The sequence below is a fragment of the Streptomyces sp. MMG1533 genome (assembly GCF_001279775.1).
Lineage (GTDB): Bacteria > Actinomycetota > Actinomycetes > Streptomycetales > Streptomycetaceae > Streptomyces.
This window is the reverse complement of sequence record NZ_LGDG01000213.1, coordinates 257,062-280,292: the sequence shown is the minus strand read 5'-3', so window position 1 is coordinate 280,292 and position 23,231 is coordinate 257,062. Positions and strand designations below refer to the sequence as shown.

The window sequence follows — 23,231 nt, the reverse complement described above, 5'->3', positions numbered from 1 at the left end:
GAATCCCACCCATGACGAACCCGGCCGAGAAGCTCGTCGACCTGCTCGACCTGGAGCAGATCGAGGTCAACATCTTCCGCGGGCTCAGCCCGAACGAATCCCTGCAACGGGTCTTCGGCGGGCAGGTGGCCGGCCAGGCGCTGGTCGCCGCCGGCCGCACCACCGAGGGCGACCGCCCGGTGCACTCGCTGCACGCGTACTTCCTGCGTCCCGGCCGGCCGGGTGTGCCGATCGTGTACCAGGTGGAACGGGTGCGGGACGGGCGGTCGTTCACGACCCGCCGGGTCACCGCCGTGCAGCAGGGCCGCACGATCTTCAATCTCACCGCCTCCTTTCACAAGCCTGAGCAAGGGAGTTTCGAGCACCAGCTGCCGCCGGCCCGCAAGGTCCCGGACCCGGAGTCCCTGCCGACGGTGACGGACGAGGTCCGGGAACATCTGGGCGCGCTGCCCGAGCAGTTGGAGCGCATGGCCCGCCGTCAGCCCTTCGACATCCGTTACGTGGACCGGCTGCGCTGGGCCACTGAGGAGGTCAAGGACGCCGAGCCGCGCAGCGCGGTGTGGATGCGCGCCGTCGGGCCGCTCGGCGACGATCCGCTCGTGCATACCTGCGCACTGACCTACGCCAGCGACATGACTCTCCTCGACGCCGTCCGCATCCCGGTCGAACCCCTGTGGGGCCCGCGGGGGTTCGACATGGCGTCGCTGGACCACGCCATGTGGTTCCACCGGCCGTTCCGGGCGGACGAGTGGTTCCTGTACGACCAGGAATCACCGATCGCAACGGGCGGACGCGGTCTGGCCCGCGGCCGGATCTACGACGTGGAGGGGCAGCTGCTCGTATCGGTCGTCCAGGAGGGCTTGTTCAGAGCCTTGTAGTCCGTTCAGAGCCTCGCAGGCCGGGGTGCGCCGCGGCGCAGCCAGCCCAGGAGCTTTCGGGGCGGCTGCGGCTCCTCGGGCACAGGTGAGTCGTGGTGCGCCGCCCGATGGGCCGGGGTCGTCGCGGGGGTCGGTTTTGTCGCGGGACGCGGCGCGGGCCGATGCTGTCGCGCCTCCTCCAGGCATCGGACCAGGTCCGCCCTCAGCCAGCCGATCTCGTCCGGGTCGTCCGCCGTCATGATCCTCTCGGCGAGGTGCGCGGCGGGCGAGCCCGGCGCGCCATGGGCGGGTGGCCCCGGCCTGAAGCGGTTCAGATGGGAGCGTTCGTAGGGGTCGGGGATGATTTCCGCGATCTGGACGGGGTCGAGGAAGGCGGCCACGGCCCCGGCCTGCTCCCACGGGTCACCGGCCGGCCGGAGCAGGAATCCCAGGTGGCGCCCGCGCCAGTTGCGAGCGCGCAGATCCAGGCCGGCGTCCAGCTGGTCGCGCAGTCCCTCGGGCATACGCGCCTTCAGCAGCCGGGTGTTCTTCTCGTCGGCCGCGAACTGCCGTAGCTCCTCGGCCAGATACTGCCAGACCACGGCTCGGTAGCGGTTCAGATAGAAAGTGACCGGGACCACCAGCCCCAGACGTGCCAGGCGCGTGAACCTGCCAGGCGGCACCTCCATGACGGCCGCGCCGGCCGTGGTGCCCACCGCCTTCACCCGCGCCCGCAGGGACTCCGGGAAGCCTTCGTGCGCGCACAGCCGGTCGATCTCGGAGCGGGGGACGCGACGGCCCCCGACCCCTTCGTCGGGCACGGTCTGGATGTGCCCGAGGTGGACGGCGAGATCGAACTCGCCTCGCTTGAGCCCCAGTTCCCGTGCGGCGCGGCTCGGCGCGCAGGAAAGGCGGTGCGGTGTGACGACGGTGTGGACGGACACGATCGATCTCCCCCGTGGAGTCGGTTGCTCACGCTGTGTGCGTTCGCCGTGACAAAAACCGTAGCCGGTCCGGCCGACATCGCGGCGAGCCTGTGGATAACCCCACGGGGAATAGTGAATATGCAGGTCAGAGGTCTGCTGCCGGGCTCCGCTCGGGCTCTCGGACGTCCACACCGAGGTGCTCGCCGACACGGTTGACGAGCAGTGTCATCTCGTAGGCGATCTGGCCGATGTCGGCCTCCGCACCGCTGAGCACGCACAGGCAGCTGCCGGTGCCCGCCGCGGTGACGAACAGCACGGCGTCGTCGAACTCGACCATCGTCTGGCGCACCCGGCCCGCGCCGAAGTGCCGTCCCGAGCCCTTGGCCAGGCTGTGCAGTCCGGACGAGACGGCAGCCAGGTGCTCCGCGTCCTCACGACGAAGTCCGGTACTCGCCCCGGTCACCAGCCCGTCGTTGGACAGGACCAAGGCGTGCCGCACGTGTTCGACGCGCTGGGTCAAGTCGTCCAGTAGCCAGCCAAGTCCCTGGTTCTGCGCCATGTTTCCCGTCTCCCCGTGTGACGTCTCCTCCTCGCTGGAGGATCCCTCTGCCACCCTTCCCCACCACTGTCCTCCGGGCAAGGAGGATAGGGACATGGCACAGAAGATGACCGAAGCGGAATGGCGGGAGTTCGTCTCGTACGGCACCCGCACCGGAAAGCTGTCGACCGTGCGGGCCGACGGGAGCCCGCACCTGACGCCGATCTGGTTCCTGCTCGACGGGGACGAGCTCGTGTTCAACACCGGCAAGGCCAGCGTGAAGGGCCGCAACCTGGCACGGGACGGCCGGGTCGCCCTGTGCGTGGACGACGACCGGCCACCCTTCGACTTCGTGGTGATCCAGGGTCACGCCCGGCTCTCGGAGGACCTCGACCAGGTCCGCCACTGGGCCGGCCGCATCGGGGCACGGTACATGGGCGAGGAGCGGGCGGAGGAGTTCGGCGCCCGCAACGGCGTCCCGGGCGAACTTCTCGTCCGTGTCTCGATCGACAAAGTCCTGGCGCAGAAGGCCGTCGCCCACTGAGAACGGCTGCCGGCGCCGACCGCCGGGGTCAACTCACCGAGTCGAGCAGCCGGGCGGTGTGCATCCGCCCGGCGTACTCGACCAGCCGGATCAGCACCTCCTTTCCCGAGTCGCGGTCTCGGGCGTCGCAGAGCACCACGGGTGTGCCCTGGTCGAGATCGAGAGCGCGCGAGACATCCTGGGCACCGTAGGTCCGGGCGCCCGAGAAGCAGTTGACGGCCACCACGAACGGGATGTGCCGGTGCTCGAAGTAGTCCACCGCGGGGAAGCAGTCCTCCAGTCGGCGGGTGTCGGCGAGGACCACGGCGCCTAGGGCGCCCTGCGACAACTCGTCCCACAGGAACCAGAAGCGGTCCTGGCCCGGCGTACCGAAGAGGTAGAGGGACAGACCGGAGCGAATGGTGATGCGGCCGAAGTCCATGGCGACCGTCGTGGTGACCTTCTGGTCCACGCCGTCGGTGTCGTCCACCAACTGACCGGCCTCACTGAGCAGTTCCTCGGTACGCAGCGGCCGGATCTCACTGACCGCGCCCACCAGGGTGGTCTTGCCCACGCCGAATCCGCCGGCGACCAGTATCTTCAACGCCAGCGCGGTCGTCTCGCCGCCCTGGACGTCGGAGTCATCGGAGACCATCGATCACTTCTCTCGGGAGGGCCGGCAAACGGTCGACGTCGATAGGTGTGTGCATGGTGACAACCGCGGTTTCTTTCCGAGGGCTCGGACCGCTGTTCGTCCTATGTGACCGACTCGCGCTCCTTCGTTGCCCGAAAGGCTGCACAAGTCGGCGCGGTACGAGTCCGGATGGTTCTCGACTTTCATCTACAGCGCTCGCAGTCCCTCGATCACCTCGCGCAGAATCCGTTCGTCGGGCAGCTGCGCGGGCGGCACCGGACGGCTGACGGTGACGCAGCCGAGTTCGAGCAGGTCGCCCAGGAGCACCCTGACCACGCCCACGGGCAGGTCGGCGCCCGCGGCGAGTTCCGCGACCGACTGTGTCTCCGGACGGCACAGGTCGATCAGGGCACGGTGCTCCGGTCCGAGCGAGGTGTCGTCGTCGATGCCGGGCCCGCCCGCGTCCAGCGTGACGAGGGCGATCAGGTCGAATCGCACCCCGGTGGGACCGGGTTTGGTACGCCCGCCCGTCATGGCGTACGGCCGGACGAGCGGCCCCGCCTCTCCGTCGTACCACTGGCTGCCCTGCTCCCGTGGAGCGCCCGTCATGTCCTCGGTCATGTGCCTGGATCGCCTTCTCGCCTCATCCGGCGGCGGGGGGCCGCGCGCCGACGCGTGTGGGCGTGTACAGGTGCTCGCCGACGCGCTTGACCAGTCGCGCCATCTCGTAGGCGACGAGTCCTATGTCGGCGGTCACGGAGGTGAGGACGGCGAGACAGGAGCCGTCGCCCGCGGCGGCCACGAACAGGAAGCCGTCGTCCATCTCCACCATGGTCTGGCGCACGCCTCCGGCACCGAAATGCCGGCCCGCGCCCTTGGCAAGGCTGTGGAAGCCGGAGGCCACGGCGGCGAGGTGTTCTGCGTCCTCACGGCGGAGGTCGGTCGAGGCGCCCACGGCGAGGCCGTCGTTGGACAGCACCACGGCGTGCCGGACCGCGCTCACGCGCACCACCAAGTCGTCCAACAGCCAGTCGAGTTCGCCGGACCGCTGGGCGGCTCTCATGCTCGGGTCCTGGATCATTGTGGGTCTCCTTCGCTGCTGTTGCGGCCCGCCGGGGAATCCGGGGCGGCACCGCGGCCGGGCTGCCTGCCGCCGCCGCGGGCCCAGCCGTCGCGGTACGCCGCCATGCGGTCCCGTACGAGTTCGGGGGTGCGTTGGTCGTCGCTCGGGGCGGCGGAGGCCTGTGCCGGTTCCTCGGAGCGCCGCTCTCGCAGTTGGGGGGCGAGATTCGCCTGCCGTACCCGGCGTGGGAGATCGTCCGAGTCCTCGGCGGCGTCGTCCGGGGGACGGTGCAGACGCAAGGTGGTGACTCCGGGGGGTGGGGTGTCGGTCGTGGCCCGTGCCGCGGCCGGTGCCGGTGCCGGTGCCACCAGCGCGGGGCGGTCGGCAGGTGCCGGGACGGATTCCTGGTGCTCTGCGGCGGCGGCCACGCGCGCGTACTCGTGTTCCGCCGGCCGCTCCGCGTCCTCCGTCCGACGGGGGGAACGTTCCGCCGCACCGGCGTGAAGCAGGGCCGTGGGCAGCAGGACGACCGCGGTGGTGCCGCCGTAGGGCGAGGTACGCAGATGCACCTTGATGCCGTGGCGCGCGGCGAGCCTGCTGACCACGAAGAGGCCGAGCCGGTCGCTGTCGAACAGGTCGAGTGTCTCGGACTGCTCGATGCGTCGATTGGCCTCGGCGAGGGTCTCCTTGCCCATGCCCAGGCCTCGGTCCTCGACCTCGACGGCATAGCCGTTGCCGACGGGCTCGCCGGTGATGCGCACGCGCGTGTGGGGCGGCGAGAACTGGGCGGCGTTCTCGATGACCTCGGCCAGCAGGTGGGTGAGGTCGGCGACGGCCGCGCCGACGACGGACGCGTCGGGGAGTTGTCGTACCTCCACGCGTGCGTAGTCCTCGACTTCGGAGACTGCCGCGCGGACCACGTTCGTCAGGGAGACCGGCATGCGCCAGGCGCGGCCGGGGGCGGCGCCGGAGAGGATAATCAGGCTCTCGGCGTGGCGCCGCATGCGGGTGGTGAGGTGGTCGAGCCGGAAGAGGTCGCTGAGCTCGTTCGGGTCGTCGGATCGGCGTTCCATGCTGTCGAGGAGGCTCAGCTGCCGGTGGACGAGGACCTGGCTGCGGCGGGCGAGGTTGACGAAGACGCCGGAGATGCCGCTGGCCAGCTCGGCGCGCTCCACTGCGGCCCGCAGCGCGGCGCGGTGCACGGTTCCCAGGGCCTCGGCGACCTGGCCGGTCTCGTCCTCCGCGGGCGGTCCGGGCGGGGCCTCGGCCTGGACGTCGATCTCCTCGCCGGCGCGCAGTTTCCGCATGGCTTCGGGGAGCTTGCGACGGGCGATCTCCAGGGCGCCGTTGCGCAGGCTCACCAGTTCGACGACGAGGCCGCGCCCGATGCGTACGGAGATGACGAGCGAGGCGGCGACGGCGAAGAGGCCGAGGAGCACCGCGGCACCTGCGGGGGTGAGCAGACCGCGGGTGAACGGGTCGGCCCGGTCGGCGACGCCGCGTCCCGCGTCCTCCTCGATCGTCCGCATGCCGTCCTGCACGCGCGCGTAGGCACCGGTCCATCTGGCTTCCGGTGCCGCCTCGATCGCACGGGCGCCTGCCCCGACGGCGAGGATCTTGTCCTCGGTGGCGCCCACTGCGGCATAGGCGCTGCCGTCGGCGAGGTTGTGCCAGGCGGCACGTTCGGAGCCGCGCAGGTCGGCGACCGCGGACTCGGTGAGGGCGCGGCGGGTGTCGACGGCGCCGGTGAACAGCCGCAGTCGTTCGCCCGAGAGGCCGCCGACGAGGCGCGCGCCGGCGAGGACGACGTCCTCCTGGGCCAGCGCCTCGCCCGCGCGGGAGAACTCGAGCAGCACACGCGCGTCGGAGCCGAGTTCGGCGTCCTGGATGCCGGTGAGGGCGCCGCCCACCGCGAAGGCACTCCCGATGGTCTTCGTGTACCGGCCGTAGGTCTCGTCCCAGCCCGCGCGGCGGTCGAGTACGGCTGTGCGCAGTGAACGCAGTTGTTCGGCGCTGGTGACGAACGCTTCGAGCCGCTGGGCCACTCCGGCCGGCAACTCCTCGCTGTCGGCGTTGGTGTTGGCGTCCCCGAGCCGCAGTTCGGCCACGGCCCGGTCCGTGCGCTGCGCGAGCTTCTTGAGATCGTCGCTCTGCCCGGCCGACGGGTCGGTCGCATGGCGGACGGCGGCCGCCCGCTCGGTCTGGAGCGCGGCCACGGCCGCGGCGACGGGGGTCCGGATCCCGGAGTCCACCCGCTGCAACTGCCGCAGCCGGGCGACGTCCTGGGCGGTGGTGACGGTGGCGTACGCCCACAGGGCGAGCAGGGAGACGACCGGCACCATGAGCAGGCAGACGATCTTGGCGCGGACCGTCCGCGGGCGCATCGCCCAGCGTCCCGCGCGCGCGGGTGCGTCGTCCGGTATCGCGCCCACGGGATCGTCAGGTCCTTCGTCGGCCGGCGGTCCGGCGTGCGCGCGGCGACCGCGCACGGTGGGCTGGGGCGGCGTCTCGGCGCCGGCTGTGGGGGTCCTACGCGGTGTACGCATGGCCTCCTCGCTCAGGAATGGTTCGGGGCGTGCCGTGGGCGGTGCGGGCTCCGGGGCACCGCTAGTGGGCCGCGCTCTCGATCGGCCGCTGGGCCGAGGCTGATGCCTGGCGCTCCCCCGTCGTCGGCGACAGCGCGACGAAGGCCGAGGTCAGGAAGAGATAGGACCCGAGGCCGACGGCGAGGGGAAAGATGAACTGCATCGCCGTGGCCCCGGGCAGGGCCGCCCCGGAGGGCGCGACGCTCACACCCACCGCGAACATCCCGGTGTAGTGCATGCTGCTCACGGCCGCCCCCATGATCAGGGAGGCGATGGTGACGGCGACGGGTGACTTGATGTTGAGGGCGGCCCACAGGGCCGCTGTCGCCGCGACGACGGCGATCAGGACGGAGAGTGCGACGAGCACCGGGTCGTAGGTGACGTCGCCGTGGAGCCGTACCGCCGCCATGCCCAGATAGTGCATGCTCGCGACACCGAGCCCGGTGGTGAGTCCGCCGAGGAAGAGCGCGCGGGTGCGGTCACGGCTGTAGCCGACGGCGAAGACGCCGGCACAGACGACGATCATGGCGACCAGGAGGCTCGCGATCGTGAGCGGCACGTCGTAGCGGATGTCGGTGCCGCTGACGCTGAAGCCGAGCATGGCCACGAAGTGCATGGTCCAGATGCCGGTGCCGATCGCCGAGGCCGCGGTGAGGAGCCAGTTACGGCGGGAGCGTCCGGTGGCGCCGAGCGCGCGGACGGTGCAGCGCAGCCCAAGTGCGGCGCCTATACAGGCCATCACGTACGACAGCGCGGGGGTCAGCCACCCCAAGGCGGCGTGGTCCAGGTGTCCCATGGCTCCGGGACGCTAGTCCGGGCAGGGGCATACAAAGAGGGCGCATTTCGAAAAGTGTCGGAATATGACACAGAGATGCACCTGAGCGATCGCAGCACGCTCGAAACGTGTGCACCCGAGCATCACCCCTGCCGGTGAGGGATCATGCGGAACATGAGCGACGACCACACACACGTCCAGGAGTTCTTCGCCGCCCGCGCCGCCGACTGGGACAGCCGGTTCCCCGACGACGGCCCCGCGTATGCCGCCGCGGTCGCGGACCTCGCACTGCGCGAGGGCGATCGTGTGCTGGACGCGGGTTGCGGCACGGGGCGAGCCCTGACGCCGCTGCGTGCGGCCGTGGGGCCCGCCGGGGTGGTCATCGGCGCCGATCTGACCCCGGACATGCTGCAGGCCGCCGTACGGGCCGGACGGGACCGGGACGGGCGGTTGCTGCTCACCGACGTGACCGCGCTGCCGCTGCGTTCGCAGTCGTTGGACGCGGTGTTCGGGGCGGGCCTCATCTCCCACCTGCCCCATCCGGCCGAGAACCTGCGGGAGTTGGCGCGCGTGGTGCGCCCCGGCGGCACGCTGGCCCTGTTCCACCCGATCGGCAGGGCTGCGCTCGCGGCACGCCAGGGCCGGCAGATCACCCCGGACGATCTGCGCGCGGAGCCCAACCTCCGTCCGCTGCTGGCCGGTTCCGGGTGGCGCATGACGTCGTACGTCGACCAGGACGACCGGTTCCTGGCACTGGCCGTCCGCGAGGGCTGACGCCCGTCAGCCCTGGCCGGCGACCGCCGCCACGAACACCTCGGGGTTGTCGAACATCACGTTGTGACCGGCGCCCGGCACGGTCACCACGCGCACGCCCGCGGCCTCGAGACCTCTCCTCCCGTCGAGCTCACCGCTGAGCTCGCCCTGCAGGTACACACGGTCGACGGCAAGCCCTTCGAGGATGGTGCGCATGACCGGGTCCGATCCGCGCCTCAGCCCGACGGCACTGCGGTGCAGGGCGCGCGGGTCCGTCAGTCGCATGGTCGCCGCCCACAGAGGGCCGACCTTCTCCAGCACGCGCGCGTACCCGCCGTCGACGAACGCGTCCTCCTCGTAGAAGGCGATGCCACTGCTTCCGGCCGCGGGCGGCGGAAAGGCGTCGAGGTTGGCCTCTGTGAGGACCAGCCGGGACACGAGGTCGGGCCGCCGACGGGCGAGCACGAGAGCGACCGCGCCGCCCATGCTGTGCGCGACGAGTTCGGCGCCCGCCACGTCAGCCGCGTCCAGTGCCGCCGCGAGGGCGTCGGCGTGGTCCTCCAGGGTGTATCCGAAGTCGTCGGGACGGTCACTGATGCCGTGCCCGGGCAGGTCCACGAACAGGCTGCGCCGTCCCGCGAGTTCGGGCCGGGCCGCGATGTGCGAGTGGTACACGGCCGAGACCGACCCCAGCCCGTGCACGTAGACGCGCGCGGGCCCCTCCCCCGGGCTCTCCGTCCACCGGACGCAGCTTCCCTTGCCGTCGAACTCGGCCTGCTTCATGGCCCCTCCTTCTCATGACACCCACAGGAGAATACCTCGATACCGATGTATAGCGAAGAGGGGGTACAGCGCATTGGATGTACCACTCAAGTGCGGAAGAATGAGCGCATGCTGGAGCTCGCCATCCTCGGATTTCTCTACGCCGCCCCACTGCACGGCTACGAACTGCGCAAACGCATCACCGCGCTGACGGGGCACGTACGCCCCGTCGCCGAGAGCACGCTGTATCCCGCGATCAAGCGGCTGGAGAAGGCGGGCCTACTGGTCCGCGCCACGGAACCCGGCTCCGTGGCCGCCCCGCGCCACGTGCTGACGCTCACCGACGAGGGCAGGCGGGAACTGCGTCGTCGGCTCGCCGAGCCCGTCCAGCGGGACATCACCGACGAGAACCGCTGGTTCACGGTGCTCGCCTTCCTCCGGCACCTGGACGACGCCGGCGCACAGGCAGCCGTACTGCGACGCAGGCTCGCCTTTCTGGAGGAACCCGCGAGCTTCTTCTACGAGGGCGACCGCCCGCTGCGCGCCGAGGAGTTGGACGATCCCTTCCGGCGTGGCCTGCTGACCATCGCCCGTGCCACGTCCCGCGCCGAACTCACCTGGCTGCGCGACACGCTCGGCTCACTCGCCGGGGGCGACCGCTGACGGGCCGGTGTGCCGTACCGGGCAGCCCCGCACTCCAGGGACCGGACGGGTGCCCAGGTCCTCCAGCCGGTAGCCGTTCGGGTAGCCCTTGATCTCCCAGTTCTGGCGCGCGTAGTGCGGTGCACGCCGGGGCGGCAGCAGCCGGACGGCTTGTCCGCGCAACCGGACCGCGCGCCGGACGACCGCGCGGGTGGCGGCGCTGGGGGGCGAGTAGCGGAAGGCGCTCAGGAGCGGGTCGTCGAGCAGGGCGAGCGTCGTGGTGCGCAGGAGGGGCGCCAGGGGGCGCGGGTACCAGGAGGCCATCAGGCCGAGTGTGGCGTCCGAGACCTGCCGCGCCTGCGCGTCCCAGGCGAAATGGGCCTCTTCATAGGCGTCCAGGCACGCCTCGAACTCCTCGTAGGTCTCGGGCACGTCCTTGATGCCCATGTGCTGCCCCAGGGTGCGGTGGTGGACGGTGGAGGCGACTGTCTCGTGACGCGACAGCCGGCGCCATCCATAGGCGTCGATCCAGCGCTTGGGCATCACGACGAACGTGCAGAGCACGTACCGCATCTCGTCGTTGCCGATGTCGTAGCTGCGGTGCATCTGGTTGATGCGGCGGATCGCCGTACGGCCCTCCTCACTGGCGAAACCGTGCTCGACGACCGCGTCAAGGAGCAGCGAGGTGTCGTCGTACCGCTTCTGCGTCCGGTCCGTGAGCTCCGCCGTCTCCGCGAGCAGTCGCCCAATGCTCGGCACGGCGTACGTGCGGTACAGGGCCAGCTCCAGAGCGCGGGTGAAGTCCCAGGGGAACTCGTACGCCGCGGTGAGCCGGTAGATCTCCGTGGCGTCCTGCTCCGGGTCCATCGTCCGGATCTGTGCGAGCCGCTCGAAGCGCTTCACCCCGCCGTCCCCCTTCTGCCGCCGAAGCTCCAACTCTACGTTGAGTAGCGGAAGATGAACGATCAGCCATGGCAACCACACAGGGGGAAGGTGGTCAACATGTTGGGCAGGGTCCGCAAGTCCTGTGCCGGAATCGTCAATGCGTTGCGCTCCGAGACGGAGACCCATCGGGATTCACGCTCGCACAACCTGTTCGAGGCCGCCGCCGCATACGTGTCGGCCTGCGCGGAGGACGACCAGGAGGGCATCGACGAGGCCGCCGGCTGGGTGTCGCCGGAGGCACTGTCCTTCGGGGTGAACGAGCTGGCCTGCCGGGCAGTCATCGCGCTCGCCCGGGAGCGCGACGAGTCTCCGGGGACGGTGGCTAGGGCACTTCTGGGGCTTCCGGCGGCCTGACGCAGGGCGCCGGGCGGTCGATTCGCCCCATCCGGTCGGAAAACTGCAGCTCCGGTGCGCCGGGGAGTCGTGACAAGCGCCTTCCGGGCGCACTAGGGTGCGCGCCGTTGGACGAACCGATGGGGAGGCTGGGATGGCCGGGACGGACGAAGGCGCCGTCGCCGCCGAGGACGACGCGCTCTATGTGCTGACGGCGGTGCTGCTGACGCCGGCGCAGTTCCCGAGCGTGCTGGGCGACGACTATCCGGAGGCCTGCGCGGCACTCGGTCTCGCGCCGCTGGCCGACGGATACGGCCTGGTGCTCGGCCAGGACGGCGAGGGTGCCCGGTGGACGGTCGTCATCGACGACGTGTCGCTGGTCGCCGTCGCCATCGCGTCCTGGGACTGCGGCATGGAGTACGATCTGTCACCCGACGAACGCACGGTCGTGGCCGGCCTTCCCGGCTGGCCTCTCGCGGTCGCGGTCGCGGCTCCCGGCGTGCCCGCGCCGCACGATCCCGACCCCGAGGTCGCGGACCGTCCCCCGCTGGCACCGCCGGACACCACCGTCTGGGGGCCGGCCCAGCGGCGCCTGGGCGCCGACGAGATCGCGCTCCAGTGGGCGACCTGGCGCGACCAGATCGACGACGCGGACTTCCCGAGCCCGAACGGCGGGCCTTCCGGGACTCCGGCGGACGACGCTTCGTCCGAAGCCACCGGCGGCGCGGAGGACACCGAGAAGAACGGACGCAAAGGACACGGCGGCATCCGGCGCGTCCTCGCGGAGGCCCGCGCGTACGTGGACGCACCTCCGCCCCTCGGCCGCGTCCGGTCGTCCTTCGCTCCCGGGGACGCGCGGACCCTGCGCGCCGACGGTCCAGGCTGGTCGCTCGTGGCAAGGACCGACGACATCGCGTTCGTACTGCTCGACGACGAGCCCGGCGAGGTCCTGCCGGTGGGCCGGGGACCGGAGCTGCCGGGCCTCCTGGAGGCACTCGACAAGATGGCCGTACGCCCCATCTGAGCCCGGCCGGGCGGCGACGCGTCGGCGCCGGCCTCCTGGGCGACAGGGGACGTCCGTCCGTCCGCTCGCGGACCATGCCGTCGGCAGGCCCGCGAGCGGCTCCACGGTGGACTCCTGTGCACCGGCCGGCCCGACGCGGCGATGCGTCAGCGGCCGAGCTCCTTTCGCGTGGCACGGCGCAGCCTGCGCCGCTGTGAGGGGTCCAGCGTGAGATACGCGGCCGCAGGGACTCCCAGGACGATCAGGAGCGCGGCCCACCAGGGCAGCCAGATCAACAGGATGAGCCCGACCGCCACCCCTCCTGCGGCGATCTTCGCGTTCTTCGACATGTGCGTCGCCTCCTCCGCGGCCAGTGCCGCTCTCTGTCCAGGAAAACGGGTCCGCGCCTCCCACGGTTCCGAACCGCGACCCTGAGACGCCCCTGAGACATCCCCGACGCCCGCCCCTACTCCGTCCTCAGGGACTCTCCCACCTCATGCATGTGGCGTAGGGCCTGTCGGTAGGAGTCGACGAGCCCGGTCTCCGTGTAAGGGATACCCAATTCTCGACAGTGGGCGCGCACCAGGGGCCGGACGAGCCTCAGATGAGGGCGGGGCGCGCTGGGGAACAAGTGGTGCTCGATCTGGTAATTGAGACCGCCGAGGAACCAGTCCGTCAGCGCGCCGCCCCGGACGTTGCGTGAGGTGAGCACCTGTCGGCGCAGGTGGCCCCACGGTTCGCCGCTCGGGTCCGGCATCTCCATGCCCTTGTGGTTGGGCGCGAAGGACAACCCCAGGTGCAGGCCGAAGAGGGCCTGGTGGAGGGCGGCGAACGCGAGTGCCTTGCCGGGGGACATGGCGGTGAGGAGCAGCGTCGCGTAGCCCACGACATGGCTCACCAGCAGCACGCCCTCCACGGACCGCTCCCCGGCCGCCTGCCGGCGCAGGTCCCGGAAGCCCTGAACCTTGAGGGCTACGCCTTCGAGGAGGGTGAGCGGGAAGAACAGCCATGCCTGGTTGCGGGTGAGCCGGCGCATGAAGCCTGTCCGGCCCGCCGCCTGCTCGCCGGTGAAGACGAGGACGTCTGCGGCGACGTCGGGATCCTTGTCGATGTGGTTGGGGTTGGCGTGGTGGCGGTTGTGTTTGTGATTCCACCAGGAGTAGCTCATCCCGAGCAGCAGGTTGCCGTGGACGAGGCCGATGAGCCGGGCGACGGTCTTGTTGCCGGTGATCTGTGCGTGACCGGCGTCGTGGCCTATGAAGGCCGTACGCGCCGAGAACACGGCGAGGAGCGGCGCGAGGAGCAGCGCCCACCAGGAGTCACCGGTCAGGACGACACCTGTGAGTACGGAGGCGAGGGCGAGCAGGTTGACGGCGATGCTCCGGACGTACCAGCCGTAGCGGCGTTCCAGGAGGTCCTGGCTCCTGACAGTGCGCAGGAGGGGCGTGAACTCGCTTCCGCCCGAGGTGGAGCCGGACGTCTCCCGAGGGTTGGCTTCGATGGCGGCAGCTTGGGGCATGGCTGGACTCCGGTTCTCTCAGGAACGGGCTGACCTGAGCAAACGTACGGATTCGTGACCTGCTGCGACCATGAGGCAACCCCCCGTGTACGGCCTGGGGTCAGCACCGCACGGGCAGGGGGGTTGGTGACACCCCTGCCGAGAAGTGACCCGTGCCACTTTCCTGACGCGCCGGGTGAGCCCCGGCGTGCTGTACCCTCGGCGATCCGACCCAGTAGTCAAATTTGAGGAATACGCATCTCTGTGCAGAGGATTTCCGCGACACCATCGTCAGAGATCTCCGAACTGGCCGACTGTTGCGCCGTGTTCGTGCCCGGCGACCCGGCACGCACCGGCAGCGTCGCCTTCTGGCGGCCCGACGGCGATGTCCTGCCTGGCGTCGAGGCGGCGGCCGTCGAGGACCTGGCCGTCGTCCTGCCCGGTGACGACGGTGTCGAGCGGGTGACCGTTCCTGCCGTCCGGCTGCCGGTGCGCGTCGCGCTGCCGGTGCTCACACGCGCGCGTGTCTCCGAACACGCACACCGCGCGCCCGCGTTCTGGGGTGCGGCAGCCGTGCTGGCGCTTCACCTCGCGGCTCGCGGCCTGCTGCTGCCCGGCCTCTCTCCGCTCGACCACGACGCCTGGCGCACGGGTCCCCTGGGGGCGGCGGACCTGGAGCGCATCCGTCGGCTCGCCGTGGCGATGCCACCCGAGGCGCATGCGGTGCCCTTGGACGGCGCCGGGCCCCTGCGCCTGCCCGACCCGGAGCGGCTGCTGCGCGCCTTCCTGGACGCGGTCGCCGACACGCTGCCCCGCTCCCCCGCCGCACCGCTGGTGACCGGCGGACCCGCTTATGCGGCGCAGGAACCGCAGCACCTGCCGGAGCAGCGCGAGTGGGCCGCCGACGTCGCCGCGGGCCACGACGCGGGCGTGCGGCTCTCGCTGCGGATCGAGGTACCCGGGCTGACCGAGGCGAAGGACGACACGGTGTTGCCGTTCCGGGCCGTGTTGCAGGTGCACAGCGTGAGCGATCCGACGCTCGTCGCGGACGCCGTCGAGGTGTGGACGGGGACCGGAACGGCGGGCGGCGCGTTCGGCCCGCGCGCGCGGATGGACGCCCTGCTCGCACTCCGCCGCGCTGCCAGGGCGTGGCAGCCGCTCGCGCCACTGCTCTCGGCATCCGTGCCGGACGCCGTCGAACTCGCCGACGAGGAGGTCACCGAGCTCCTCCGAGAGGGCGCCCGCAGCCTCCTGGGCGCCGGAGTCGAGGTGCACTGGCCGAAGGAACTGGCCCGCAAGTTGACCGCCCGCGCCGTGGTCGGTCCGCCGGACGAGGCGACGGAGCCCGTCAAGATCTCCGCGGACACACCGTCGTTCCTGTCCGCCGACGCGCTGCTCGCCTTCAACTGGCGGTTCGCGCTCGGCGACCAGCAGCTCACGGGCGATGAACTGCACCGGCTCGCCGAGGCCAACCGCCCCGTCGTGCGGCTGCGCGACCAGTGGGTCCTGGTCGACCCCGAGGAGGTGCGCCGCGCCCGCACCCAGCAGGACCGCAAGGTGACACCCGTCGACGCGCTGAGTGCCGCTCTGACGGGCTCCACGGAGGTCGACGGCCGCCGGGTCGACGTCCATCCCACTGGCTGGCTGGGGACGCTGCGGGACCGCCTCGCGGACCCCGAGGCGCAGGAGCCGGTCGCACAGCCCGCGGCTCTCACCGCCACACTGCGGGACTATCAGCGGCGGGGCCTGACCTGGCTGGCCCGGACGACCTCCTTGGGCCTGGGCTGCTGTCTGGCCGACGACATGGGGCTCGGCAAGACCATCACCCTGATCGCGTTGCATCTGCACCGGCAGACCGACGCCGACTCCGCCGGCCCCACGCTCGTGGTGTGCCCGACGTCCCTGATGGGCAACTGGCAGCGCGAGATCGAGAAGTTCGCGCCCGGCACCCCCGTACGCCGCTTCCACGGCTCGCGCCGCAGCCTGGACGACCTGGCCGACGGGGAGTTCGTCCTCACGACGTACGGCACGATGCGTCTGGACGCGCGCCGACTGGGCCAGGTGCCCTGGGGCATGGTCGTGGCGGACGAGGCCCAGCATGTGAAGAACCCGTACTCCGCGACCGCCCGGGAGCTGCGTTCGATCGGCGCACGCGCACGCGTGGCGCTCACCGGCACACCGGTGGAGAACAACCTGTCGGAGCTGTGGGCGATCCTCGACTGGACGACCCCGGGCCTGCTGGGTCGGCTCGGCACCTTCCGCACGCGGTACGCCCAGCCCGTCGAGGGCCGTCAGGACCCGGCCGCCGCGGACCGGCTCGCCCGGCTCGTACGCCCGTTCCTGCTGCGTCGCCGCAAGTCGGATCCGGGGATCGCCCCGGAACTGCCGCCGAAGACCGAGACCGACCGTGCAGTGTCCCTCACCCAGGAACAGGCGGGCCTGTACGAGGCAGTGGTGCGCGAGACCCTCGCGGAGATCTCCCGCGCCGACGACATGGCGCGGCGCGGGCTCATCGTGAAACTGCTGACGGGCCTGAAGCAGATCTGCAACCACCCGGCGCAGTTCCTCAAGGAGGAGCGACCGACGATCGTCGGTCGCTCCGGGAAGCTGGAGCTGCTGGACGAACTCCTCGACACCATCCTCTCCGAAGAGGCGAGTGTCCTCGTCTTCACGCAGTACGTGCAGATGGGCCGGATCGTCGAGCAGCACCTGGCGGCCCGGGGCACACCCTGCCAGTTCCTGCACGGTGGGACGCCCGTCCATGAACGGGAGGCCATGGTGCGGCGCTTCCAGGAGGGTGAAGTCCCTGTCTTCCTGCTGTCCTTGAAGGCTGCGGGCACAGGGCTGAATCTCACCAGGGCCGAGCATGTCGTGCACTACGACCGCTGGTGGAACCCGGCGGTCGAGGCACAGGCCACCGACCGCGCCTACCGCATCGGTCAGACCCGGCCGGTGCAGGTGCACCGGCTGATCACCGAGGGAACCATCGAGGACCGCATCGCCGACATGCTCACCCGCAAGAAGGAGTTGGCCGACGCGGTGCTCGGCACGGGCGAGGCTGCGCTCACCGAGCTGACGGATGCGGAGCTGGCCGACCTGGTCGAACTGCGAGGGGGCACGCGATGAAGGAGTACGACGGTGACACGGAGCGCACGTTCGCCGCGCTGCCTCCCGCGCGCGGGAGGGGCTTCGCGCAGACGTGGTGGGGCCGGGCCTGGCTGAAGGCCCTGGAGGACACGGCACTGGACTCGGCGCAGGTGAAAACGGGGCGCAGTCTCGCACGCGCGGGTGCCGTGGGCGCGGTGTCGGTGCGCCCGGGACGCATCACCGCGGTCGTCCAGGACCGCGACCGCACCGCCCACCGCGCGGACGTACTGCTGGCAGAGCTGACCGGCGAGCAGTGGGACCGCTTCCTCGACATGGCCGTCGAGCGTGCCGGGCATGTGGCGGCGCTGCTGGACCGCGACATGCCGCCGCACCTGGTCGAGGACGCGGCAGCGGCCGGCATCGAACTGCTGCCCGGCATGGGCGAGCTGGAGCCGGAGTGCGACTGTGACGCCTGGGACCACTGCGGACACACCGCGGCCCTGTGTCACCAGGTGGCGCGGCTGCTGGACCAGGACCCCTTCGTGCTGCTGCTGATGCGGGGACGGGCCGAACACGCCCTGTTGGGTGCCCTCCAGGAGCGCAGCGCCGCGCCCGCCGCGGAGGGGTCCCAACCGCTGGGCGTGGATCCCGCGGAAGCGTTCGCGGCCGGAGACGTCCTGCCGCCGCTGCCCGCTCTGCCCGAGCTCCCCGAGGAGCCCGGCATGCCGCCGGCCCTGGACACCGAGGCCCCGCCCGCGCCCGGCATCGAGCCGGCGGCCCTGGAGTTCCTGGCCGCCCGGACGGCTGTGGAGTCCCAGCGCCTGCTCGCCGAGGCTCTTCGCGCCGGTCCGGAACCGCACATGGCCGAAGCGGAGTTGACGGTGGCTCAGGATGCCGTCCGCCTGGCCGCAGGCGGTCCCGCGAGGGCCGTGATGGACCGGCTCGCCGAGGGATCCGGGCGCGGCAGGGAGCAGCTGGCCCTGGCCGTCCGTGCCTGGCGGCATGGGGGCGCCGCCGCGCTGTCGGTGTGCGAGGAGGAGTGGACCGTGGAGGGCGAAACGCTGGCACGCGCGCGTGGCGCCCTGGACTCGGCCTGGGAGGAGGACGAACGGCCGGTGTTGCGGGCGGCGGCGAACCGGTGGACGGTCGTCGGCTCGGCCGCCCAGGTGCGTCTGGGCCGGGACGGCCGTTGGTGGCCGTATCGGAAGGAGGGCGGTCGCTGGGTGGCCGCCGGCGGAGCGGCCCAGGATCCCGCGACCGCGCTGGCTTCGGCGGAGGCTGCCCACGAGGAGGAGCCCTCCTGAAGAGGCCCCCGAGGAGTCCGGGGCGAGTCGCCCAGGGCTCCTCGGGGCGCGGCGTCGGCCCGACGAGCGGCCGACGTCCCGCGTTTACCTGGCGGTGGCACAGCGTTGCGCGTGGGGCCCAAATCTGGCCGCTGTCAGTGAACTTGCCCCTCAGGAGGCCCGATGTCCCCGCACGCCACCGGCCGGCGCCGCGTCCACCGTTCCGTCGCAGCGGGCGTGCCCCTCGCCGTGCTGGCCGCTCTCGCGGTGGCCTCCCCGGCAGCGGGTGCCCCGCCCGGGGAGGCACGGGTCGTGCGTACGGCGACGCTCGGTGACATCCCGCTCGGCGCGTTCAGCAACGCACTGCTGCCCGGGTCGGTGGGCGACGACCGGGGCGTGGACCTCGGCGGCATCGGCAGCGACATCTACCCGGCGGGCCGCAGGGGCGAGTTCTGGACGGTCACCGACCGGGGTCCCAACGGGCAGATCAAGGTCGAGGGCGCCAAGCGCCGCACCTTCCCGGTGCCGGGCTTCAATCCGGCGATCGTGAAGATCCGCGTGTCCGGCGACTCCGTGAAGGTGCTGGACGCGATCCCGATCACCACTTCCTCCGGCAAGCCGGTCACGGGCCTGTCCAACCGGGAGGGGCGCGACGAGGCGCCGTACTCCTATGACGCACAGACGCGCCTGCCGTACAACCCGAACGGACTGGACACCGAGGGCATCGTGCGGGCCGGGGACGGAGGTTTCTGGCTCGTGGACGAGTACGGGCCGTCCCTCGTCCATGTCTCCGCGCGCGGGAGGGTACTTACCCGGTACGTGCCCAAGGGGCTGAACCTCGCGGGGACGGACTACCCGGTGGTGGAGGCGCTTCCGTCCGTACTGCTGCACCGCAAGATCAACCGTGGTTTCGAAGGGCTCGCCCAACTGCCCGGTGGTGACCTGGTGCTGGCCGTGCAGAGCCCGCTGTCCCTGCCGGACACGGAATCCGGAGAGGCTTCCCGCACCACCCGCCTGTTGCGTTTCTCGCCGAAGAAGGAGGCGGTCACCGCCGAATACGCGTACCGCTTCGACCCCGTGGACGTGGTGGATCCGAGCGAGGACGACACCTCCGAGCTCAAGATTTCCTCGGTGGTGGCCGTGGGCGGGGACCGGCTGCTGGTCGAGGAGCGCACCGACAAGGCAGCACGGCTCCAGCTCGTGCGCCTGGGCCGCGACGCGAACATCCTGGGCGACGGCTGGGACGACGACACGACGTCCCCGTCGCTGGAGCAGCTCGACGACCCGGCGGCGTCGGGGGTTCCGGTACTCACCAAGCGACTGGTCGTCGACCTGGGAACGGTCGCCGGGGTACCCGGGAAGATCGAGGGCGTCGCGCGCGTGGACCACGACACGCTCGCTCTCGTCAACGACAACGACTTCGGGATGACGGACGGCGCGGGCGCGTTCGACGCGCAGGGGCGGCTGGTCGACAGCGGGGTGGAGACGACGGTGACGTACGTGCGGCTGCCGCACCGCATCTGACGTCGGACGAGGTGAGTTGCGGCCGCCGCACAACGGCTACGGAAGTACGTCGCCGAGTGAGGGGATCAGCGATTCGAGGTCGCTCGGGAAGTCGCTCGGCAACTCGGTGGGGAACTGCGACGGCAACTCGGTGGGCAGAGTGCTGGGCAGCTCGGTCGGGAGGCTGAAGGACGGCGAGGGAGAACGGCTCGTGCTCGCGCTGCTCCCGGAGGGCGACTTCTCGTCCGGTGAGTCGTCGTTCCCCGACGCCATGAGGACGACCGCGGCGACGGCCACGGCCGCCAGCACGAGCACGGCCAGCAGGACGAACAGCGGATTCCTGCGCCTTCCGGGGCCACCGGACGGCCCGCCCGGTTCTCCGGTCGGGGGCATCGGCTGAGTCGACGAGAACCCGGGTGACGAGTCGCCGTACGACGACGAACCACCGTACGAAGTAGCCCCATTGTGGCCGAAGCCCTCGGGAGGCGGTCCGAAACCGTCGCCCGGAGGCGGCGTGTCACCCGGCGGCCCGGGCGGCTGAGGCGGTACGGGCGGCATGGCCATACCCTCCAGAGTCGCCTCGAAGAGGTCATGGCGCGACCCCCGCACGGAAGTTGATACGGCCTCATGCCTTGGACCGCATGATTCCGGAACATTCCGCGCGGGGGTCGCTCAGGAACTGAGGTCGCTCGAAGGCCGAGGTCGCTCAGCGGCCGAAGGCACGCGCGCGTGCGTTCAGCCGCGTGCGCCCAGCAGGTGGTCCATCGCCAGCTGGTCGAGCCGCTCGAAGCCCATACCGCGCGCGGCGGCCGACTCCACGTCGAACTCCTCGAAGGCGGCGCGGTCGGCGAGGAGGGACTTCAGGCCGTCGGCCGCGGTGGGCTGTGCCAGCTCGTCCAGACGCGAGGCGCGCAGGGCCTCCTGGACCTCCGGGTCGGCGCGGAAGGCGGCCGCCCGCTCCTTGAGGATGAGGTAGTTGCGCATGCAGCCCGCGGCCGACGCCCACACGCCGTCGAGGTCCTCGGTCCGCGGCGGCTTGAAGTCGAAGTGCAGGGGGCCGTCGTAACCGGCGCTCTCCAGGAGGTCGACCAGCCAGAAGGCGGCGCGCAGGTCGCCGCCGCCGAAGCGCAGGTCCTGGTCGTACTTGATGCCGGACTGGCCGTTGAGGTCGATGTGGTAGAGCTTGCCCGCCCACAGGGCCTGCGCGATGCCGTGCGGGAAGTTCAGGCCGGCCATCTGCTCGTGGCCCACCTCCGGGTTGACGCCGTACAGCTCGGGACGCTCCAGGCGCTCGATGAACGCCAGCGCGTGGCCGACCGTCGGCAGCAGGATGTCGCCGCGCGGCTCGTTCGGCTTGGGCTCGATGGCGAAGCGCAGGTCGTAACCCTGGTCGGTCACGTACTCGCCGAGGAGGTCGAAGGCCTCCTTCATGCGGTCCAGAGCGACTCGTACGTCCTTGGCCGCGCCGGACTCGGCACCCTCGCGTCCGCCCCAGGCGACGTAGGTCTTCGCGCCGAGTTCGGCCGCGAGGTCGATGTTGCGGATCGTCTTGCGCAGGGCGTACCGGCGCACGTCGCGGTCGTTGGCGGTGAACGCGCCGTCCTTGAAGACGGGGTGCGTGAAGAGGTTGGTGGTGGCCATCGGCACCTTCATGCCGGTCGCGTCGAGGGCCTCCCGGAAGCGCTTGATGTGCGCCTCCCGCTCGGTGTCCGAGGACCCGAAGGGGATCAGGTCGTCGTCGTGGAAGGTCACGCCGTGGGCGCCGAGCTCGGCCAGGCGCTGCACCGTCTCGACCGGGTCGAGGGCACGCCGCGTGGCGTCGCCGAACGGGTCCCTTCCCTGCCAGCCGACGGTCCACAGGCCGAAGGTGAACCTGTCCTCGGGGGTGGGCTGGTAGTTCATGCCGCGGCTCCTTGCGTGCTGAGACTATTTCGTCATGGCCGTTTACAAATTAGTATGCCAACGCATCTCTGGGAAGACAGACCCCGAAGAGCCGCGGAAAAATCTAGGGAGAGCCCGATGTCAGCAGCCGAGGGTCCGCTCGTCGTCGGCGTGGACACGTCCACGCAGTCCACGAAGGCGCTGGTCGTCGACGCGGCGACCGGGCAGGTCGTCGCGAGCGGCCAGGCCCCGCACACGGTGACCTCCGGGGCCGGGCGGGAGAGCGACCCGCGTCAGTGGTGGGACGCGCTGTGCGAGGCGCTGCGCCAGTGCGGGGACGCGGCACGCGAGGCCGCCGCGGTGTCGATCGGCGGGCAGCAGCACGGGCTCGTCACGCTGGACGCGCAGGGCGAACCCGTACGCCCTGCCCTGCTGTGGAACGACGTGCGCTCGGCGCCGCAGGCCCGGCGGCTGACCGAGGAGCTGGGCGGCGCGAAGTTCTGGGCCGAACGCACCGGCTCCGTACCCGCAGCCTCCTTCACCGTCACGAAATGGGCGTGGCTGGCCGAGCACGAGCCGGAGGCGGTCCGGGCGACCAAGGCCGTACGCCTCCCCCACGACTACCTCACCGAACGACTCACGGGGCAGGGCACGACCGACCGCGGCGACGCCTCCGGGACCGGCTGGTGGGCCTCGGGGACGGAGACCTACGACCCGGAGATCCTCGCCCACGTGGGGCTCGACCCGGCCCTGCTGCCCCGGGTGGTGCGGCCCGGGGAGGTGGCCGGCACCGTGCGCGACGGCCACGGCCTGCCGTTCTCCAAGGGCACTCTGGTCGCCCCCGGCACCGGCGACAACGCGGCCGCCGCACTGGGCCTGGGTCTGCGCCCCGGCACGCCGGTGATGAGCCTCGGCACCTCGGGCACGGTCTACGCAGTGTCGCAGCGCCGCCCCGCGGACCCGACCGGCACCGTGGCGGGCTTCGCCGACGCCCACGGCGACTGGCTGCCGCTGGCCTGCACCCTGAACTGCACGCTCGCCGTGGACCGTGTCGCGACCCTGCTGGGACTGGACCGCGAGGCCGTCGAACCCACCACCGGCGTCACCCTCCTCCCCTACCTGGACGGCGAGCGCACCCCCGCGCTGCCGAACGCCTCGGGCCTACTGCACGGGCTGCGCCACGACACGACCGGCGGCCAGCTCCTGCAGGCCGCGTACGACGGCGCCGTGCACTCGTTGCTCGGCGCGCTCGACCTGGTCCTCGACGAGGACGCGGACCGCTCGACCCCGCTGCTGCTGATCGGCGGCGGCGCCCGGGGCAGGGCCTGGCAGGAGACCGTACGACGGCTGTCGGGGCGCCCCGTCCAGGTGCCCGAGGCCAGGGAACTGGTCGCGCTCGGCGCCGCGGCTCAGGCCGCCGGCCTGCTGACCGGCGAGGACCCGGCCGCGGTCGCCCGGCGCTGGAACACCGCCGCCGGTCCGGTTCTCGACGCCGTGGAACGGGACGAGGCGGCGCTGGCCAGGATCGCCGGGGTACTCTCCGACGCGGCGCCGCTGCTGGAGCGGGGGACGGGAGACCGCTGACGGCGCCTTCGTGACCGGCGGGCGCCCTTCTCATGGCAGCTCGGCAGCCCGACCGG

General features: G+C 71.5%; 23 protein-coding genes. 10 read left to right on the top strand and 13 right to left on the bottom strand.

Going from position 1 to position 23,231, the window contains the following annotated elements:
• The first annotated feature begins 11 nt into the window (after positions 1–11).
• Positions 12–878, top strand: a complete 867-nt coding sequence (locus tag ADK57_RS22120; protein ID WP_053751232.1) for an acyl-CoA thioesterase — start codon at positions 12–14, stop codon at positions 876–878.
• 5 nt (positions 879–883) lie between these two features.
• Here the strand turns inward: ADK57_RS22120 and ADK57_RS22115 are convergent, their stop codons facing one another.
• Positions 884–1,801, bottom strand: a complete 918-nt coding sequence (locus ADK57_RS22115; protein WP_053751231.1) for a DUF6397 family protein — start codon at positions 1,799–1,801, stop codon at positions 884–886.
• A 127-nt stretch (positions 1,802–1,928) separates the two neighbouring features.
• Positions 1,929–2,342 carry a roadblock/LC7 domain-containing protein gene (locus ADK57_RS22110; RefSeq protein ID WP_053751230.1) on the bottom strand — a complete coding sequence of 138 codons (414 nt, stop codon included), beginning with the start codon at positions 2,340–2,342 and terminating at the stop codon, positions 1,929–1,931.
• A gap of 94 nt (positions 2,343–2,436) precedes the next feature.
• On the opposite strand from ADK57_RS22110, the gene ADK57_RS22105 reads away from it, so the two are divergent.
• Complete coding sequence (locus ADK57_RS22105; protein ID WP_053751229.1) at positions 2,437–2,865, top strand: PPOX class F420-dependent oxidoreductase; 429 nt, start codon at positions 2,437–2,439, stop codon at positions 2,863–2,865.
• A gap of 28 nt (positions 2,866–2,893) precedes the next feature.
• Here the strand turns inward: ADK57_RS22105 and ADK57_RS22100 are convergent, their stop codons facing one another.
• From ADK57_RS22100 to ADK57_RS22080, 5 genes are all read right to left on the bottom strand, one after another.
• Positions 2,894–3,499 (bottom strand): GTP-binding protein, encoded by a 606-nt coding sequence (locus tag ADK57_RS22100; RefSeq protein WP_053751228.1) that lies wholly within the window; start codon positions 3,497–3,499, stop codon positions 2,894–2,896.
• A gap of 186 nt (positions 3,500–3,685) precedes the next feature.
• Positions 3,686–4,099 carry a DUF742 domain-containing protein gene (locus tag ADK57_RS22095; protein ID WP_053751227.1) on the bottom strand — a complete coding sequence of 138 codons (414 nt, stop codon included), beginning with the start codon at positions 4,097–4,099 and terminating at the stop codon, positions 3,686–3,688.
• 22 nt (positions 4,100–4,121) lie between these two features.
• Positions 4,122–4,559: a roadblock/LC7 domain-containing protein gene (locus ADK57_RS22090; protein ID WP_053751226.1), complete on the bottom strand. Its 438-nt coding sequence runs from the start codon at positions 4,557–4,559 to the stop codon at positions 4,122–4,124.
• On the bottom strand, positions 4,556–7,087 hold the full coding sequence (locus ADK57_RS22085) for a nitrate- and nitrite sensing domain-containing protein (protein ID WP_053751225.1): 2,532 nt from the start codon (positions 7,085–7,087) through the stop codon (positions 4,556–4,558). The genes ADK57_RS22090 and ADK57_RS22085 overlap by 4 nt, the downstream gene beginning before the upstream one ends.
• A 61-nt stretch (positions 7,088–7,148) precedes the next feature.
• A complete protein-coding gene (locus ADK57_RS22080) occupies positions 7,149–7,922 on the bottom strand; it encodes an MHYT domain-containing protein (RefSeq protein WP_053751224.1) in 774 nt (257 codons plus the stop codon).
• Between the two features lie 153 nt (positions 7,923–8,075).
• Here ADK57_RS22080 and ADK57_RS22075 point away from each other — a divergent pair, with 153 nt between their 5' ends.
• Positions 8,076–8,675: a class I SAM-dependent methyltransferase gene (locus ADK57_RS22075; RefSeq protein WP_053751272.1), complete on the top strand. Its 600-nt coding sequence runs from the start codon at positions 8,076–8,078 to the stop codon at positions 8,673–8,675.
• Positions 8,676–8,681: 6 nt separating this feature from the next.
• Here ADK57_RS22075 and ADK57_RS22070 read toward each other — a convergent pair whose 3' ends face one another.
• The gene (locus ADK57_RS22070; protein WP_053751223.1) at positions 8,682–9,437 is read right to left on the bottom strand and encodes an alpha/beta fold hydrolase; all 756 of its coding nucleotides are present in this window, start codon (positions 9,435–9,437) and stop codon (positions 8,682–8,684) included.
• Positions 9,438–9,545: 108 nt separating this feature from the next.
• Here ADK57_RS22070 and ADK57_RS22065 point away from each other — a divergent pair, with 108 nt between their 5' ends.
• A complete protein-coding gene (locus ADK57_RS22065; protein ID WP_053751222.1) occupies positions 9,546–10,079 on the top strand; it encodes a PadR family transcriptional regulator in 534 nt (177 codons plus the stop codon).
• Here the strand turns inward: ADK57_RS22065 and ADK57_RS22060 are convergent.
• Positions 10,056–10,961: an oxygenase MpaB family protein gene (locus ADK57_RS22060; RefSeq protein ID WP_053751221.1), complete on the bottom strand. Its 906-nt coding sequence runs from the start codon at positions 10,959–10,961 to the stop codon at positions 10,056–10,058. The genes ADK57_RS22065 and ADK57_RS22060 overlap by 24 nt on opposite strands.
• A gap of 99 nt (positions 10,962–11,060) precedes the next feature.
• Here ADK57_RS22060 and ADK57_RS22055 point away from each other — a divergent pair, with 99 nt between their 5' ends.
• Both ADK57_RS22055 and ADK57_RS22050 read left to right on the top strand, forming a co-directional pair.
• Positions 11,061–11,357, top strand: a complete 297-nt coding sequence (locus ADK57_RS22055) for a hypothetical protein (RefSeq protein WP_053751220.1) — start codon at positions 11,061–11,063, stop codon at positions 11,355–11,357.
• Between the two features lie 133 nt (positions 11,358–11,490).
• Positions 11,491–12,360 (top strand): hypothetical protein, encoded by an 870-nt coding sequence (locus ADK57_RS22050; protein WP_053751219.1) that lies wholly within the window; start codon positions 11,491–11,493, stop codon positions 12,358–12,360.
• 146 nt (positions 12,361–12,506) lie between these two features.
• On the opposite strand, the gene ADK57_RS22045 is transcribed toward ADK57_RS22050, so the two are convergent.
• Positions 12,507–12,689: a hypothetical protein gene (locus ADK57_RS22045; RefSeq protein WP_053751218.1), complete on the bottom strand. Its 183-nt coding sequence runs from the start codon at positions 12,687–12,689 to the stop codon at positions 12,507–12,509.
• A gap of 116 nt (positions 12,690–12,805) precedes the next feature.
• Positions 12,806–13,858 carry a fatty acid desaturase family protein gene (locus ADK57_RS22040; protein ID WP_053751217.1) on the bottom strand — a complete coding sequence of 351 codons (1,053 nt, stop codon included), beginning with the start codon at positions 13,856–13,858 and terminating at the stop codon, positions 12,806–12,808.
• Positions 13,859–14,101: 243 nt separating this feature from the next.
• Between ADK57_RS22040 and ADK57_RS22035 the strand changes: the two genes are divergently transcribed.
• From ADK57_RS22035 to ADK57_RS22025, 3 genes are all read left to right on the top strand, one after another.
• Complete coding sequence (locus ADK57_RS22035; RefSeq protein ID WP_053751216.1) at positions 14,102–16,963, top strand: DEAD/DEAH box helicase; 2,862 nt, start codon at positions 14,102–14,104, stop codon at positions 16,961–16,963.
• Positions 16,960–18,228, top strand: a complete 1,269-nt coding sequence (locus ADK57_RS22030) for an SWF or SNF family helicase (RefSeq protein ID WP_053751215.1) — start codon at positions 16,960–16,962, stop codon at positions 18,226–18,228. Before ADK57_RS22035 ends, ADK57_RS22030 begins: the two co-directional genes overlap by 4 nt.
• A 162-nt stretch (positions 18,229–18,390) precedes the next feature.
• On the top strand, positions 18,391–19,731 hold the full coding sequence (locus ADK57_RS22025) for an esterase-like activity of phytase family protein (RefSeq protein WP_053751214.1): 1,341 nt from the start codon (positions 18,391–18,393) through the stop codon (positions 19,729–19,731).
• A 36-nt stretch (positions 19,732–19,767) separates the two neighbouring features.
• Here the strand turns inward: ADK57_RS22025 and ADK57_RS51340 are convergent, their stop codons facing one another.
• Together ADK57_RS51340 and xylA are read right to left on the bottom strand one after the other, a co-directional pair.
• The gene (locus tag ADK57_RS51340; RefSeq protein WP_234390356.1) at positions 19,768–20,103 is read right to left on the bottom strand and encodes a hypothetical protein; all 336 of its coding nucleotides are present in this window, start codon (positions 20,101–20,103) and stop codon (positions 19,768–19,770) included.
• A 342-nt stretch (positions 20,104–20,445) separates the two neighbouring features.
• Complete coding sequence (gene xylA / locus ADK57_RS22015; RefSeq protein WP_053751213.1) at positions 20,446–21,612, bottom strand: xylose isomerase; 1,167 nt, start codon at positions 21,610–21,612, stop codon at positions 20,446–20,448.
• Positions 21,613–21,729: 117 nt separating this feature from the next.
• Between xylA and xylB the strand changes: the two genes are divergently transcribed.
• Entirely contained in the window at positions 21,730–23,175 is a 1,446-nt protein-coding gene (xylB, locus tag ADK57_RS22010) for a xylulokinase (RefSeq protein ID WP_053751212.1), read from the top strand.
• The last annotated feature ends 56 nt before the right edge of the window (positions 23,176–23,231 follow it).

Bases quoted from the DNA above. Each gene is read 5' to 3' on its own strand.
- xylA (WP_053751213.1), bottom strand. From the start codon at position 21,612: ATGAACTACCAGCCCACCCCCGAGGACAGGTTCACCTTCGGCCTGTGG.
- ADK57_RS22025 (WP_053751214.1), top strand. From the start codon at position 18,391: ATGTCCCCGCACGCCACCGGCCGGCGCCGCGTCCACCGTTCCGTCGCA.
- ADK57_RS22045 (WP_053751218.1), bottom strand. From the start codon at position 12,689: ATGTCGAAGAACGCGAAGATCGCCGCAGGAGGGGTGGCGGTCGGGCTC.
- ADK57_RS51340 (WP_234390356.1), bottom strand. From the start codon at position 20,103: ATGCCCCCGACCGGAGAACCGGGCGGGCCGTCCGGTGGCCCCGGAAGG.
- ADK57_RS22040 (WP_053751217.1), bottom strand. From the start codon at position 13,858: ATGCCCCAAGCTGCCGCCATCGAAGCCAACCCTCGGGAGACGTCCGGC.
- ADK57_RS22065 (WP_053751222.1), top strand. From the start codon at position 9,546: ATGCTGGAGCTCGCCATCCTCGGATTTCTCTACGCCGCCCCACTGCAC.
- ADK57_RS22055 (WP_053751220.1), top strand. From the start codon at position 11,061: ATGTTGGGCAGGGTCCGCAAGTCCTGTGCCGGAATCGTCAATGCGTTG.
- ADK57_RS22090 (WP_053751226.1), bottom strand. From the start codon at position 4,559: ATGATCCAGGACCCGAGCATGAGAGCCGCCCAGCGGTCCGGCGAACTC.
- ADK57_RS22105 (WP_053751229.1), top strand. From the start codon at position 2,437: ATGGCACAGAAGATGACCGAAGCGGAATGGCGGGAGTTCGTCTCGTAC.
- ADK57_RS22075 (WP_053751272.1), top strand. From the start codon at position 8,076: ATGAGCGACGACCACACACACGTCCAGGAGTTCTTCGCCGCCCGCGCC.
- ADK57_RS22080 (WP_053751224.1), bottom strand. From the start codon at position 7,922: ATGGGACACCTGGACCACGCCGCCTTGGGGTGGCTGACCCCCGCGCTG.
- ADK57_RS22095 (WP_053751227.1), bottom strand. From the start codon at position 4,099: ATGACCGAGGACATGACGGGCGCTCCACGGGAGCAGGGCAGCCAGTGG.
- ADK57_RS22100 (WP_053751228.1), bottom strand. From the start codon at position 3,499: ATGGTCTCCGATGACTCCGACGTCCAGGGCGGCGAGACGACCGCGCTG.
- ADK57_RS22120 (WP_053751232.1), top strand. From the start codon at position 12: ATGACGAACCCGGCCGAGAAGCTCGTCGACCTGCTCGACCTGGAGCAG.
- ADK57_RS22085 (WP_053751225.1), bottom strand. From the start codon at position 7,087: ATGCGTACACCGCGTAGGACCCCCACAGCCGGCGCCGAGACGCCGCCC.
- ADK57_RS22030 (WP_053751215.1), top strand. From the start codon at position 16,960: ATGAAGGAGTACGACGGTGACACGGAGCGCACGTTCGCCGCGCTGCCT.
- ADK57_RS22050 (WP_053751219.1), top strand. From the start codon at position 11,491: ATGGCCGGGACGGACGAAGGCGCCGTCGCCGCCGAGGACGACGCGCTC.
- ADK57_RS22110 (WP_053751230.1), bottom strand. From the start codon at position 2,342: ATGGCGCAGAACCAGGGACTTGGCTGGCTACTGGACGACTTGACCCAG.
- ADK57_RS22070 (WP_053751223.1), bottom strand. From the start codon at position 9,437: ATGAAGCAGGCCGAGTTCGACGGCAAGGGAAGCTGCGTCCGGTGGACG.
- xylB (WP_053751212.1), top strand. From the start codon at position 21,730: ATGTCAGCAGCCGAGGGTCCGCTCGTCGTCGGCGTGGACACGTCCACG.